Source organism: Streptomyces sp. P17 (assembly GCF_032436805.1).
GTDB lineage: Bacteria > Actinomycetota > Actinomycetes > Streptomycetales > Streptomycetaceae > Streptomyces.
This window is the reverse complement of the sequence record NZ_JAVRBF010000034.1, coordinates 55656-69117: the sequence shown is the minus strand read 5'-3', so window position 1 is coordinate 69117 and position 13462 is coordinate 55656. Positions and strand designations below refer to the sequence as shown.

13 protein-coding genes are annotated in these 13462 nt (G+C 70.3%); 6 read left to right on the top strand and 7 right to left on the bottom strand.

Annotated features, from left to right (window positions below; all coding sequences use genetic code 11):
* Window positions 1–2: 2 nt before the first annotated feature.
* A complete protein-coding gene (locus tag RMT89_RS22490; protein ID WP_315885557.1) occupies window positions 3–998 on the bottom strand; it encodes a phosphotransferase in 996 nt (331 codons plus the stop codon).
* Window positions 999–1528: 530 nt separating this feature from the next.
* Between RMT89_RS22490 and pdhA the strand changes: the two genes are divergently transcribed.
* From pdhA to RMT89_RS22475, 3 genes are read left to right on the top strand one after another with little or no spacing between them, the layout of a single operon-like run.
* Entirely contained in the window at window positions 1529–2689 is a 1161-nt protein-coding gene (gene pdhA, locus RMT89_RS22485; RefSeq protein WP_315885556.1) for a pyruvate dehydrogenase (acetyl-transferring) E1 component subunit alpha, read from the top strand.
* A 1-nt stretch (window position 2690) separates the two neighbouring features.
* Complete coding sequence (locus tag RMT89_RS22480) at window positions 2691–3668, top strand: alpha-ketoacid dehydrogenase subunit beta (protein WP_315885555.1); 978 nt, start codon at window positions 2691–2693, stop codon at window positions 3666–3668.
* A 10-nt stretch (window positions 3669–3678) separates the two neighbouring features.
* Window positions 3679–5052, top strand: coding sequence for a dihydrolipoamide acetyltransferase family protein (locus tag RMT89_RS22475; protein ID WP_315885554.1), 1374 nt, complete (start codon window positions 3679–3681; stop codon window positions 5050–5052).
* Window positions 5053–5130: 78 nt separating this feature from the next.
* Here the strand turns inward: RMT89_RS22475 and RMT89_RS22470 are convergent, their stop codons facing one another.
* Window positions 5131–6069, bottom strand: coding sequence for a serine hydrolase (locus tag RMT89_RS22470; RefSeq protein ID WP_315885553.1), 939 nt, complete (start codon window positions 6067–6069; stop codon window positions 5131–5133).
* 182 nt (window positions 6070–6251) lie between these two features.
* A complete protein-coding gene (locus RMT89_RS22465) occupies window positions 6252–7151 on the bottom strand; it encodes a serine hydrolase (RefSeq protein WP_315885552.1) in 900 nt (299 codons plus the stop codon).
* A 210-nt stretch (window positions 7152–7361) separates the two neighbouring features.
* On the opposite strand from RMT89_RS22465, the gene RMT89_RS22460 reads away from it, so the two are divergent.
* Window positions 7362–8027 (top strand): GntR family transcriptional regulator, encoded by a 666-nt coding sequence (locus tag RMT89_RS22460; RefSeq protein ID WP_315885551.1) that lies wholly within the window; start codon window positions 7362–7364, stop codon window positions 8025–8027.
* On the top strand, window positions 8024–9319 hold the full coding sequence (locus RMT89_RS22455) for an MFS transporter (RefSeq protein WP_315885550.1): 1296 nt from the start codon (window positions 8024–8026) through the stop codon (window positions 9317–9319). Before RMT89_RS22460 ends, RMT89_RS22455 begins: the two co-directional genes overlap by 4 nt.
* Window positions 9320–9328: 9 nt before the next feature.
* Here the strand turns inward: RMT89_RS22455 and RMT89_RS22450 are convergent, their stop codons facing one another.
* Window positions 9329–10096 carry a class I SAM-dependent methyltransferase gene (locus RMT89_RS22450; protein WP_315885549.1) on the bottom strand — a complete coding sequence of 256 codons (768 nt, stop codon included), beginning with the start codon at window positions 10094–10096 and terminating at the stop codon, window positions 9329–9331.
* Window positions 10097–10152: 56 nt separating this feature from the next.
* The gene (locus tag RMT89_RS22445; protein ID WP_315885548.1) at window positions 10153–10977 is read right to left on the bottom strand and encodes a maleylpyruvate isomerase family mycothiol-dependent enzyme; all 825 of its coding nucleotides are present in this window, start codon (window positions 10975–10977) and stop codon (window positions 10153–10155) included.
* Window positions 10978–11157: 180 nt separating this feature from the next.
* Between RMT89_RS22445 and RMT89_RS22440 the strand changes: the two genes are divergently transcribed.
* Window positions 11158–11931 carry a carbon-nitrogen family hydrolase gene (locus tag RMT89_RS22440; protein ID WP_315885547.1) on the top strand — a complete coding sequence of 258 codons (774 nt, stop codon included), beginning with the start codon at window positions 11158–11160 and terminating at the stop codon, window positions 11929–11931.
* Between the two features lie 33 nt (window positions 11932–11964).
* Here the strand turns inward: RMT89_RS22440 and RMT89_RS22435 are convergent, their stop codons facing one another.
* Together RMT89_RS22435 and RMT89_RS22430 are read right to left on the bottom strand one after the other, a co-directional pair.
* On the bottom strand, window positions 11965–12462 hold the full coding sequence (locus RMT89_RS22435; RefSeq protein ID WP_315885546.1) for an LURP-one-related family protein: 498 nt from the start codon (window positions 12460–12462) through the stop codon (window positions 11965–11967).
* Entirely contained in the window at window positions 12459–13460 is a 1002-nt protein-coding gene (locus RMT89_RS22430) for a helix-turn-helix domain-containing protein (protein WP_315885545.1), read from the bottom strand. Before RMT89_RS22430 ends, RMT89_RS22435 begins: the two co-directional genes overlap by 4 nt.
* Window positions 13461–13462 lie beyond the last annotated feature (2 nt).

The following is a 13462-nucleotide window of genomic DNA, read 5'->3' as shown; positions in this document are numbered from 1 at the left end:
GCTCAGTCCACGAACGCGTCGCACACCGCGTCGTACTCCCGCGTCCACCAGACCGCCAGCGCCGAGGCGGCCGGGAACTGGGGGTCGGCGCGGGTGTCGCCGCGCTCGTAGTGCCAGCGCAGCATCCAGAAGTCGTTGAGGCGCTCCCACCACACCCGGTGCACGGCCGCCGCGAGTTCGGAGGGCGTGGCGCCCGCGGCGCGCCGGTACGCGCGCGTGTAGGCGCGCACCTTCGGCAGGTCCAGGGTGCCGACGGGCCGCACGAAGAAGATCGCCGCGGCCCGTACCGCCTCCTCCGCGCGGGGCTGTACTCCCAGCCGGTCCCAGTCGACGATCGCGGCGGGGGCGTCGCCCTTGTAGAGCAGGTTGAACGGGTGGAAGTCCCCGTGCACCCAGCCCACCGAGCCCCCGCGCGGGGGACGCCGGTCGGCGTGCCGTTCCAGCAGCGCGCGCCGCTGGAGCAGCCGGTGGCGGGCCAGCGCGTCGAAGGAGTCGGCGGGGTGGTGGCGGCGTACCCGGGCGAGGAGGTCCTCGATGAGGACGAAGGTGTCCTCGGGATCGGCGCTCACCGCGGGCGCCCGCCCCTCCGGCGGCATCACGCGCTCCAGGCCCGCGTGGACCGCCCCGAGCAGCGCGCCGAGCCGGGTGCACTGGCCCGGCGTGAGCTGGCCGCCGTGCCGGTGCCGGCCGTCGATCCACGGGTGCAGGGCGTAGGCGTGACCGCCGACGACGGCGACGGTACGGCCGTCCCGCCCGGGCAGCGGAGGCGCCACGGGGACGCCGAGGCCGGCCAGGCGCTGGGTGGCCCGGTGCTGGCGGGCGATGGCGGCGGGGTCGGCGGTCTCGGGGTCGAAGTGGTGCTTGAGGAAGTACCGGCCCCGGGTGGTGCGGAGCCGGTAGCCGCGGTTGAGCAGCCCTTGGTCGACGGGCTCACAGGTGACGGCGCATCCGGCGGCGTACCGGCGGAGGAGGGCGCCCAGCGGGGGCGCGTGAGGCACGGGGGGTGGTACACAAGGGCGCGGCACGCGCCAGATGCTAGGGCACGAGCCGGACCCGTGAGCTGGGCGTTGTCACAGAAAGTCGACGTCAGTCGCTTTCGGTCACGGGATGCTCTCGAAGTGGCGTTCCAGGCCGAACTGCGGCTCGACGCTCCTCGGCGGTCGGCATCGGCGAGGAGAAATGCCCTGATTTTCCGTCTTCGCGTCCGCGACAAGTCGAACACGAAAAGTCTTCCGGTGAGCTGGGTGCGCGGGATAACGTGCCGTTGCTCCGGCCTCCTGCAAGGCTGTGACCAGCACCCTTCGAGTCCTTCGCGATTTACTTGGAAATCCAAGCAAAAACGCAGGTCAAATGGGGTTTCACAGAAATGTGGAGCACTGGGTAACGTGATGGTTGCAGGGCGCTCGCCGGGGCACCTGTCACGCCTGTTCCGGCCGAGTGACACCCACCCCGTGCACGGGTGTCGGACCAGGTGAGCCGCACTGGCCTACCCGGCAACCCCGGGGGCCGGACCGACGGAGGAGCACACGTGACCGTGGAGAGCACTGCCGCGCGCAAACCGCGACGCAGCGCCGGGACCAAAAAGTCCCCGAGCACCAAGCCCGAACTCGTTCAGTTGCTGACGCCCGAGGGCAAGCGCGTCAAGCACGCGGACAACGCCGTGTACGACAAGTACGTCGCCGACATCACCCCCGATGAGCTGCGCGGTCTCTACCGCGACATGGTGCTCACCCGCCGCTTCGACGCCGAGGCCACCTCCCTGCAGCGCCAGGGCGAGCTGGGCCTGTGGGCCTCGCTGCTCGGCCAGGAGGCCGCCCAGATCGGTTCGGGCCGGGCCCTGCGCGACGACGACTACGTCTTCCCGACCTACCGTGAGCACGGCGTCGCCTGGTGCCGTGGGGTCGACCCCACCAATCTGCTCGGCATGTTCCGTGGCGTGAACAACGGCGGCTGGGACCCGAACAGCAACAACTTCCAGCTGTACACGATCGTCATCGGCTCGCAGACCCTGCACGCCACCGGCTACGCGATGGGCGTCGCCAAGGACGGCACGGACAGCGCGGTGATCGCCTACTTCGGCGACGGCGCCTCCAGCCAGGGCGATGTCGCGGAGTCGTTCACCTTCTCGGCCGTCTACAACGCGCCGGTGGTGTTCTTCTGCCAGAACAACCAGTGGGCGATCTCCGAGCCGACCGAGAAGCAGACCCGCGTCCCGCTCTACCAGCGCGCGCAGGGCTACGGCTTCCCGGGCGTCCGGGTGGACGGCAACGACGTCCTGGCCTGTCTCGCGGTCACCAAGTGGGCGCTTGAGCGGGCCCGCAGCGGCGAGGGCCCGACCCTGGTCGAGGCGTACACCTACCGCATGGGCGCGCACACCACCTCCGACGACCCGACCCGGTACCGCCACGACGACGAGCGCGTGGCCTGGGAGGCCAAGGACCCGATCCTGCGCCTTCGCCAGTACCTGGAGTCCGCAAACCACGCGGACGAGGGATTCTTCGCGGAACTGGAGACCGAGTCCGAGGCGTTGGGCAGGCGAGTGCGCGAGGCGGTCCGTGCCATGCCGGACCCGGACCACTTCGCCATCTTCGAGAACGTGTACGCGGACGGGCATGCGCTCGTCGACGAGGAGCGCGCCCAGTTCGCCGCCTACCAGGCGTCGTTCGCGGACGCGGAAGGGGGCAAGTGAGATGGCCGAGAAGATGGCTCTCGCCAAGGCGGTCAACGAATCGCTGCGCAAGGCCCTTGAGGCCGACCCCAAGGTCCTCGTCATGGGCGAGGACGTCGGCAAGCTCGGCGGCGTCTTCCGCGTGACCGACGGACTCCAGAAGGACTTCGGCGAGGAGCGGGTCATCGACACCCCGCTCGCCGAGTCCGGCATCGTCGGCACCGCGATCGGCCTCGCCCTGCGCGGCTACCGCCCGGTGGTGGAGATCCAGTTCGACGGCTTCGTCTTCCCGGCCTACGACCAGATCGTCACCCAGCTCGCCAAGATGCACGCCCGCTCGCTGGGCAAGGTCAAGCTCCCCGTCGTCGTGCGCATTCCCTACGGCGGTGGCATCGGCGCGGTCGAGCACCACTCGGAGTCGCCCGAGTCGCTGTTCGCGCATGTGGCGGGCCTGAAGATCGTCTCCCCGTCGAACTCCTCCGACGCGTACTGGATGATGCAGCAGGCCATCCAGAGCGACGACCCGGTGATCTTCTTCGAGCCCAAGCGGCGCTACTGGGACAAGGCCGAGGTCAACACCGAGGCGATCCCCGGGCCGCTGCACAAGGCCCAGATCGTGCGCGCCGGCACCGACCTGACCCTCGCCGCCTACGGCCCGATGGTGAAGCTCTGCCAGGAGGTCGCCGACGCGGCCGCCGAGGAGGGCCGCTCCCTGGAGGTCCTGGACCTGCGCTCGGTCTCCCCGCTCGACTTCGACTCCATCCAGGCCTCGGTGGAGAGGACCCGCCGCCTGGTCGTGGTCCATGAGGCGCCGGTGTTCTTCGGCTCGGGCGCGGAGATCGCCGCCCGGATCACGGAGCGCTGCTTCTACCACCTGGAGGCCCCGGTGCTCAGGGTCGGCGGCTATCACGCCCCGTACCCGCCGGCGCGTCTGGAGGAGGAGTACCTGCCGGGCCTGGACCGGGTGCTCGACGCCGTCGACCGTGCCCTGGCGTACTGAGGAGAGGGTCGTGACGACGATGACGGAAGCGTCCGTACGCGAGTTCAAGATGCCGGACGTCGGTGAGGGCCTCACCGAGGCGGAGATCCTCAAGTGGTACGTCCAGCCCGGTGACACGGTCACCGACGGCCAGGTGGTGTGCGAGGTCGAGACGGCCAAGGCCGCCGTCGAACTACCCATCCCCTACGACGGTGTGGTCCGCGAGCTGCACTTCCCCGAGGGCACCACGGTGGACGTGGGCATGTCGATCATCGCGGTGGATGTGTCGGGCGGAGCGGCGCCTGTGGAAGCCGCCCCGGAGCCCGAGGCGGAGAAGAAGCCCGAGGGCCGCCAGCCGGTCCTCGTCGGCTACGGCGTGGCCCAGTCCTCGACCAAGCGCCGCCCGCGCAAGGGTCCGACGGTCCCGGTCCAGGAGGCCCCGGTCCAGGCCGTGCAGGCGGTGCAGACCGAGCTGAACGGCCATGGCCCGGCGGTGGTGAAGGACCGCCCGCTGGCCAAGCCGCCGGTGCGCAAGCTCGCCAAGGACCTCGGGGTCGACCTCACCACGGTGGTTCCGTCCGGCCCGGACGGCATCATCACCCGCGAGGACGTGCACGCGGCCGTGGCCCCGCCGAAGGCCCCGGAACCCGTGGTGCCGGCCCCCGCCCCCGTCGCTGCGGCGCCCGTGGCGACGTACGACACCGCGCGGGAGACCCGTATCCCGGTCAAGGGTGTCCGCAAGGCCACCGCTGCCGCCATGGTGGGCTCGGCGTTCACGGCCCCGCATGTCACGGAGTTCGTGACGGTGGACGTGACCCGCACGATGAAGCTGGTCGAGGAGCTGAAGCAGGACAAGGACATGCAGGGGCTGCGGGTCAACCCGCTGCTGCTGATCGCCAAGGCCCTGCTGGTCGCCATCAAGCGCAACCCGGACATCAACGCCTCCTGGGACGAGGCGAACCAGGAGATCGTGGTCAAGCACTACGTCAACCTGGGCATCGCCGCGGCCACCCCGCGCGGGCTGATCGTGCCGAACATCAAGGACGCGCACGACAAGACCCTGCCTCAGCTGGCCGAGTCCCTGGGCGAGCTGGTGTCCACGGCGCGGGACGGCAAGACGTCCCCCGCCGCGATGCAGGGCGGCACGGTGACCATCACCAACGTCGGCGTCTTCGGCGTCGACACCGGTACCCCGATCCTCAACCCCGGCGAGTCCGCGATCCTCGCGATCGGCGCGATCAAGCTCCAGCCGTGGGTCCACAAGGGCAAGGTCAAGCCCCGCCAGGTGACCACCCTGGCCCTCTCCTTCGACCACCGCCTGGTCGACGGCGAGCTGGGCTCGAAGGTGCTGGCCGACGTGGCGGCGATCCTGGAGCAGCCGAAGCGGCTGATCACCTGGGCGTAGGCGAGCGGGAGGGGGCCCACCACGCGATCGTGGGGGCCCCTTTCCGTGTGTGCCGAGGCGTCAGTGTGTGCCGAGGTGTCAGTCGCGCTGAGCGCCGGCCGGCAGCGTCCGCAGCTGCATCGTGGACGCCGTCGTCGAACCGAAGGCGTAGTCCATGAGCTTGGCCGCGTCCGTGTAGCGGTTGGTGTCGTTCAGGAGCACACCCACGACCGTCTTGCCGTTCCGGGTGGCGGCGAAGACCAGGCAGGGGCCGGAGGGGGTGTTGGTGCCCGTCTTCACGCCGATCGCGCCGCTGTAGGAGCCCAGCAGCTGGTTGGTGTTGTACCAGGTGTACTTGCGGGTGCCGCCGGTGCTGGTCGGCGCGTACTGCACGGTCGACGGCTTCTTCACGATGCCCGCGAACGTCGAGAACGTCATCGCGCTGCGGGTCAGCCTCGCGAGGTCGCGAGGCGTCGTGTAGTTGGTGTTCTGCGTGGAATTGCCGTCGAACGAGTCGAAGTGCGTGTTCGTCAGGCCGAGCGCCTCGGCCTTCTTGTTCATCTTGGCGATGAAGTTCTTGGTGCGGGCGGCGACCGTGGTGCCGGTGCCGAACTTGTCGGCGAGGGCCATCGCGGCGTCAGAGCCGGAGGGCAGCATCATCGCGTGCAGCAGCTGGCGGACGGTGACCTTGTCGCCGGTCTTCAGGTCCGCGCTGCTCGCGCCCTTGGCGGCGACGTAGTCCCGGTAGGCCTGCTTGATGGTGACCTTGGTGTCCAGGTTCACGTCCGGGATGGCCAGCACGACCCGGGCCGTCATGATCTTGGTGGTGCTCGCCATGGGCCGCTTGGTGTCGGCGTACTTGCTGTACAGCGTGGAGCCGGTCGTGCTGTCGAGCATGAAGGCGCCCTTGGCGCTGACCGTGGGGGCGGCCGCGGCCTGAGCGGGCGTCGTCAGGGCGCCGCCCGCGACCAGCGCGCCGGTGGTGACCACGACGGCGGCGGCTCGGCGGATACGTACGCCCTTGATGCCGGTTATCACTATGAACGCTCCGAAATATGCGAAATGCCTTGGGAGGGCGTCTAGTTGATGAAGAAGGGGGGTGCTCTCAGGAGACTCACAAGGGGCGCCGAGGGATGTACGGCGGAGGGAAATTCGTCGAGAAAAAAGAGCGAGGGCCCGTCGCGGGATGCGACGGGCCCTCGGTTTCTCGCTGCCGGGCGTCAGGCGATCTTGGCGTACCCGTAGTTGATGAGCTTCTTCACGTCCGAGGTGCGGTTGGCCTCGGAGGAGGAGGTGAGGACGGTTCCCACCACCGACTCGCCGTTGAGCGTGGCGGCGAAGACCAGGCAGTACTTGGCGGAGGTGCCGGAGCCGGTCTTGACGCCGAGCGTGCCGTTCCAGCCGAGCAGGAGGTTGGTGTTCTTCCAGGCCCCCATCGTGCGGATGGAGCCGGAGCTCGTGATCGTCTTCGCCGTGTACGACTTGGTCTTCACGACGGACCTGAAGGTGGAGCTCTTCATCGTGGAGCGGGCGAGCTTCGTCAGGTCGCGCGGCGTCGAGTAGTTCGAGCCGTTGCTGATGCCGTCGAACGAGTCGAAGTGCGTGTTCGTCATGCCGAGGCTCTTGGCCATGTTGTTCATCTTGGCGATGAAGTTCTTGGTCCGGGCCGAGACGGTCGTACCGGAGCCGAACTTGTCGGCCAGCGCCATGGCGGCGTCGCAGCCGGACGGCAGCATCATCCCGTAGAGCAGCTGACGGACGGTGACCTTGTCACCGACGATCAGCCGGGCCGAGGAGGCCCCCTTGGACACGATGTAGTCGCTGTACGCCTTCTTGATCGTGACCTTGGCGTCCAGGTTCAGGTTCGACTGCGAGAGCACGACCTTGGCGGTCATGATCTTCGTCGTGGAGGCGGTCAGCCGCTTGGTGTCGGCGGACTTGGTGTAGAGCGTCTTGCCGGTGGCGCTGTTCATCAGGTACCCGCCCTTGGCGGTGATGCTGGGCGTCGTCACGGCCTGCGCCGGTGCCGCGGTCAGGGCTCCGGTGACGAACATCGCGCCGGTCGTGAGCGCGACGGCCGCGGCTCTGCGGACGCGGAAGCCCTTGGTGGCGGTTAGCAACACAAATACCCCGATTACGGTCGAATGCCCCTGATGTGCGGCCGAGTTGAAGGGGAGAGAAAGTGGGGCCGCACGTGTGTGACACGTAAGTAGCACACAAAGTTGTGCGGCTGATCGGGTGAATGCCGCCTTCGTCGAGGACGGTCACGCCGGGGTCCGGATGCTGGACGGCGCTGCCTCATGCGTACGTGATGTATCTAAGATGTGCGCATGCCGTCAGCCCCAGCCGCCGTCCCCGTGAAGCAGCCCCCCGCCGCCGACCGTGTCTACGCCCATGTCAAGCAAGGCGTCCTGGACCGCCGGTACGAGGGCGGCACCCTCCTCACCGAGGGCGAGCTCGCCGAGGCCGCCGGGGTCTCCCGCACCCCGGTGCGCGAGGCGCTGCTGCGCCTGGAGGCGGAAGGGCTGATCAAGCTCTACCCGAAGAAGGGCGCCCTCGTGCTGCCGGTGTCGGCGCAGGAGATCGCCGACGTCGTCGAGACCCGGCTGCTGGTCGAGGAGCACGCGGCGCGCAAGGCCGTGCCCGCCCCCGCCGGCCTCATCGCCCGCCTTGAGGAACTGCTCGCGCGACAGAAGGCCGAGGTGACCGCCGGCGACCTGGCCGCGGCGGCCGTGACCGACCGCTGCTTCCACGCCGAGATCGTCCGCAGCGGCGGCAACGAGATCCTGTCGCGGTTGTACGACCAACTGCGCGACCGTCAGCTGCGGATGGGCGTCGCCGTCATGCACTCCCATCCCGACCGGATCGCCAAGAACATCACCGAGCACGCGGAGATCCTCGACGCGCTGCGCTCCGGAGACGCCGAGCGGGCCGTCGGCAGCGTCCACCGGCACGTCGGCTGGTTCTCGCACCTGGCCCGGGGCGAGGTCCGATGACCGCCGCCGCACTCCCGGGCGACCCCCCGGGCGGCCGCCGTGCGATGGCGGTCTGGGGCATCGGCGTCTCGGTCTACTTCGTCGCCGTCATATTCCGTACGTCGCTGGGCGTCGCCGGCCTCGACGCGGCGGACCGCTTCGACGTCAACGCCTCGGCCCTGTCCACCTTCTCGATCCTCCAGCTCCTGGTCTACGCGGGCATGCAGATACCCGTCGGCCTGCTGGTCGACCGGCTCGGCACCAAGAAGGTGCTGACCATCGGCGTCGTGCTGTTCACGGCTGGCCAGCTGGGCTTCGCGTTCTCCCCGACGTACGGCATGGCCCTCGCCTCGCGGGCGCTGCTCGGCTGCGGTGACGCGATGACCTTCATCAGCGTGCTCAGGCTCGGCACCCGCTGGTTCCCGGCCCGGCGCGGACCGCTCGTCGCCCAGCTCGCGGGACTGGCCGGAATGGCGGGCAACCTGGTCTCCACCCTGGTCCTGGCCCGGCTGCTGCACGGCATCGGCTGGACGCCCGCCTTCGCGGGCAGCGCGCTCGCCGGGATCGTCGTCCTCGTGCTGCTGCTCCTGTTCCTCAAGGACCACCCCGAGGGCCATGAACCGGAGCCCTTCCCGCACCGGGGCGCGGCCTACGTCCGGCGCCAGATCGCCGCCTCCTGGCGGGAACCCGGCACCCGGCTCGGCCTGTGGGTGCACTTCACCACCCAGTTCCCGGCGATGGTCTTCCTGCTGCTGTGGGGCCTGCCCTTCCTGGTCGAGGCCCAGGGCCTGTCCCGCGCCACCGCGGGCGAACTCCTCACCCTCGTCGTCCTGTCCAACATGGTGATCGGCCTGGTCTACGGCCAGCTCGTCGCCCGGCACCACGGGGCGCGGCTGCCGCTGGCGCTCGGCACGGTCGGGGCGACCGCCCTGATGTGGGCGGCGACCCTCGCCTACCCCGCGGAGCACGCCCCGATGTGGCTGCTGATCGTGCTGTGCGCGGTGCTCGGCGCGTGCGGACCCGCCTCCATGCTCGGCTTCGACTTCGCCCGCCCGGCCAATCCGCCGGAGCGCCAGGGCACCGCCTCCGGAATCACCAACATGGGTGGTTTCGTCGCCTCCATGACGACCCTGTTCGCGGTCGGTGTCCTGCTCGACGCGACCGGGGACGACTACTCGGTCGCCTTCTCGGCCGTGTTCGTGCTCCAGGCCCTCGGGGTCAGCCAGATCCTCAGGCTGCGCAGGCGGGCGGCCCGGCGGGAGCGGGAACGCCTGGTGGCGAGCCGGGTGGAGACGGTGCACGTCCCGGCGTGAGCCGGCGCCCTACTGAGCAGGGACCAGGGTGAGGTAGGCGATCCCCAGCACCCCGCGGTAGGTCATCCACTGGGCCCGATGCCGGTCAAGCCGCTCCCGGGTCTCGGCGGCCGAGGGGTGCCCGGGGTTCTGGGCGAGCCACACCTCCAGATCCGCCTGGTACCCCGACTCGAACTCCTCCCACTCGCCGAGGTTCGCCGTCTCCGTCCATTCGGGCCGGAAACCGGCGGTCACGGCGAGGTCGAGGAGGGTCGCGAGGTCGTGGTGGTCCGAGACGGCGGCCCCCGGCCACATCCCGGCCAGCTCCTCCTCGGTCGGGGTGCGCTCCCAGAAACCCTCACCCAGCAGGACCCGGCCCCCGTCGTTGACCAGTCCGCGCAGCGCACGCAGCGCCTCAAGGGTGAACTCGGGCGGCGCCACCGGACTCAGCGCCTGGCTGGATCCGAGGCACAGCACCAGCTCGGCCGACCCGAGATCGGCGTCCTGCGCGGACTTCTCCAGGAACTCGACCCGCCCCGCGAGCCCGCGCCCCTCGGCTTCCCGCCGGCCACGGTCGAGATCCTCGGCGTTGATGTCGACGCCGACGCCCGTCGCCCCGGGCGCGGCGGACAGCACCCGCATCATGAACTCGCCCCACCCGCACCCGATGTCGAGCACGGTGGAGGGCGCGTTCCGCGCGACCCGGTGCACCAGCCGCTCGGCCCGGGCCTCGGAGAGGGGGTTGTGGAAGGTCAGGCGGCTGAGACGGGGCGGCTCGTCGATCTTGGCGTCGGTCATGAGGGGGAGGGAAGCATCGAACTCACATGCGGGACAAGGCCTTTGTCCCTCCCCGGCTACTGCGTCACCGTGAAGTTCCGCAGGATCGCCCCCGTCAGCGCGGCGTCCCCCTCCGCCTTGATCCGGTCCGCGGCCCCCTCCGGGGTCACCCGCCCGCAGGCCAGCCGGACATACGTCTCCCAGTCCAGCGTCAGCGTCGCCGCGGGCCCGAGCGCGGGTGCCGTCTCCAGCGTGCCGCGCCCCTGGATGTCCACCCGGATCGTGCGCAGGAACTCGATCGGACCGTGCACGTCGAACACGATCGCCGAACTGCGCGGCGCGTCCGCCTTGTTCGCGACGATGTCCGGCAGCGCCGCGAGCAGCACGTCGCGCGCCACGTGCGCACCCGGCGAGTCGAGGTTCCCCGGCTGGCCGAGCGCCGCCCGCAGGTCCTGCTCATGGACCCACACATCGAACGCGTGCCCCCGCATGGCCTCTTCGAGGGTCAGCTCGGTGCCGAGCGGGCCGCGCACCTTCGTGCCCGGGTCCCGGGACTCGTTGCGCAGCTGACGGTTGCGGCGGATGACCGTGTACTCCAGCTCGGAGGTCATCTCCGGCGCCGTGTGATGGCGGCGGACGTCGACCTGCATCTCCGTGTAGCGCTGGTGGTCGTTGGTGACGTGGAAGAGGTCGCGCGGCAGCGTGTGGATGGGCCGCGGGTCGCCGAGCATCTCGCAGTCCAGTCCGATGACATGGGAGACCACGTCCCGGACCGACCAGCCCGGGCACGGTGTACGCCGGTTCCACTCGCCCTCCACAAGGGGCAGCACCAGCTCGGATATCGCTTCGATGGAGTGGGTCCAGGCGTCGGCGTAGGGCTGGAGAGTGGGATGCAGACTCACGGGAACGGGACCCCTCGGCGGTCGGTACACGGGCAGGTGGTGGCGGCGATGCCAGTGGGAGGTGGCTGTCGGCGGGCGTCTTGAGACGTTAAGTTACGCTGCTGAGAGGCACCCCGGCAGTGCTTTCGTGTGACGATCGTAGGCCCGAGTGATCGGGTCGAATGCCAGGACGGTGGTAGTGTGCGCGCCTCTCTGATCCAGATCGCCGTAGACGAGGGCGAATCGGTCGAATCGCGCCGGGTGCGGGTGGCTTCCCTGGTACGGCAGCAGACCGGGGCCGATCTGGTCGTCCTGCCGGAGCTGTGGACCACCGGCGCCTTCGCCTACGAGGTGTTCGGCCAGGAGGCCGAGCCGCTCGAAGGTCCGACCTACGAGGCGATGGCGAAGGCCGCGAGCGACGCGGGCGTCTGGCTGCACGCGGGCTCGATCCCGGAACGTGACCCTGAGGGGCCCCTCTACAACACCTCTCTGGTCTTCTCTCCCTCCGGCGACCTGGCCGCCGCCTACCGCAAGATCCATCGCTTCGGCTTCGACAAGGGTGAGGCGGTGCTGATGGGCGCCGGGCGCGACCTGGTGACGGTCCGCCTGCCCGGGACCACCCTCGGCGTGGCCACCTGCTACGACCTCCGTTTCCCCGAGCTCTTCCGCGGTCTCGTCGACGCAGGCGCCGAGACCCTGGTCATCCCGGCGGGCTGGCCGGAGCGCCGCCGGGCGCACTGGACGCTGCTGGCTCAGGCGCGGGCGGTGGAGAACCAGGCGTTCGTGCTCGCGTGTGGAACGGCCGGGACGCATGCGGGAGTTCCGCAGGCGGGTCACTCGATCGTGGTGGATCCCTGGGGCGAGGTCCTCGCCGAGGCGGGCGCCGACGAGGAGATCCTCACGGTGGACTTCGACCCGGGGAAGGTCGCGACGACGCGGGAGCAGTTCCCGGCGCTCAAGGACCGGGTCCTGTGACCCGCCGGGCTCCTGAGGGGCGGCCCTTGGGGGTCAGCCCTCCTCCCGCTCCTTCTCCGCCAGGTGGATCACACACACCGCCACCGCGATCAGCAGCGCCGGGTCCGCGTCCTCCCGTACGACATCCACGCCGTAGGTCTCGCGGACGTGCAGCCATCGCCGGGAGACCACGGCGAGCAGCTCACCGTCGTACTCGACGGCGAACTCCCGGTCGAGGATCTTGCCGCTGACGTCCAGTTCGGTGCTGCCGTCGGCCAGGGCCACCCGGTAGTGGTTGCGGAGCAGGGACAGCCGCTTGCGGCGGATGGTGGCGAGCGGCTCGCCGTCCCGCTCGATCACCATGGTGTCCCGCAGGGCGAACATCTTCTGCCTGATGTCGATCAGGACGCGCCCCTGCCGGTCCTTCAGCTCGAAGGTGTCCCGCAGCCGCATCGCCTTGCCGTCGACGAGGAAGGCTTTGTCGCCCTGGTCGTCCTCGATCCAGTAGTCGTCACCGAAGCCGAGGAGCCGGTCGCGTACGAGGAATCTCATGACACGAGGGGTTCCCCGGCACGCGGTCCGAAACGCCGCCGGTAGGCCGACGGACTGAGCCCGGTCTCACGCCGCAGCCGGGCACGCAGGTTGGCCGCCGTACCGAGCCCGCTGCGCGCCGCCACCACGTCGAGCCGCTCCTCCCCGCGCTCGATCAGCCGGCAGGCCAGCGCCACCCGCTCCCCGGTCAGCCAGGCGAGCGGTGTCGTCCCGAGCTGGGTGCGGAACCGCCGGTGGAGCGTGGCCGGCGACACCGCCGCCCGCGCCGCCAGGTCCGCCACCGTCAGCGGCTCGCCCAGCCGTTCCTGCGCCCACGCCAGCAGCGGCCCCAGCGACTCGTCCGGCACCTCGGGCACCGGCCGCTCCACGAACTGCCGCTGCCCGCCGTCCCGGTGGGCGGCGAAGACGAGCCGACGGGACACGGCGTTGGCGATCTCGGCGCCGTGGTCGCGGCGCAGGACGTGCAGGCCCAGGTCGAGCGCGGCCGCGCTGCCCGCCGCGGTCAGGATGTCGCCCTCGTCGACGAAGAGCACATCGGGCTCAAGGCGCACCCGCGGATGCAGTTCGCGGAACGCCTCGGTCCACATCCAGTGCGTGGTCGCCCGGCGTCCGTCCAGCAGCCCGGCCTCGGCGAGCGCGAAGCTGCCGGTGCAGAAGCTGAGAAGGCGCGCCCCGCGCGCGTGGGCGCGGCGGATGGCGTCCAGGACGTCGGCGCCGCGCGGCACGACGTTGTCCGGGCGCCCCGGCACGACGAGGGTGTCGGCGCCGTCCACGGCGTCCAGACCGGCCGTACCGGTCATGGTGAAGAAGCCGTGGTTCATGCGCACCGCGCGCGTGGGCGCGCACAGCACCACCTCGTACAGCGGTTCCGGCAGCCCCAGCTCCGGCCGGGGCAGCCCGAACAGCTCGGTGGCGACACCCACCTCGAAGGGGTTGGTGGCCTCGTCGACGATCACGGCCACCCGGTGGGGCAGCGGCTGAGAGGATCCTTGCGCCATAT

What these genes read in the sequence shown, in the direction of transcription:
- RMT89_RS22480 (WP_315885555.1), top strand. Translation starts at nt 2,691, where the DNA reads ATGGCCGAGAAGATGGCTCTCGCCAAGGCGGTCAACGAATCGCTGCGC.
- RMT89_RS22460 (WP_315885551.1), top strand. Translation starts at nt 7,362, where the DNA reads ATGCCGTCAGCCCCAGCCGCCGTCCCCGTGAAGCAGCCCCCCGCCGCC.
- RMT89_RS22455 (WP_315885550.1), top strand. Translation starts at nt 8,024, where the DNA reads ATGACCGCCGCCGCACTCCCGGGCGACCCCCCGGGCGGCCGCCGTGCG.
- RMT89_RS22450 (WP_315885549.1), bottom strand. Translation starts at nt 10,096, where the DNA reads ATGACCGACGCCAAGATCGACGAGCCGCCCCGTCTCAGCCGCCTGACC.
- RMT89_RS22435 (WP_315885546.1), bottom strand. Translation starts at nt 12,462, where the DNA reads ATGAGATTCCTCGTACGCGACCGGCTCCTCGGCTTCGGTGACGACTAC.
- RMT89_RS22430 (WP_315885545.1), bottom strand. Translation starts at nt 13,460, where the DNA reads ATGGCGCAAGGATCCTCTCAGCCGCTGCCCCACCGGGTGGCCGTGATC.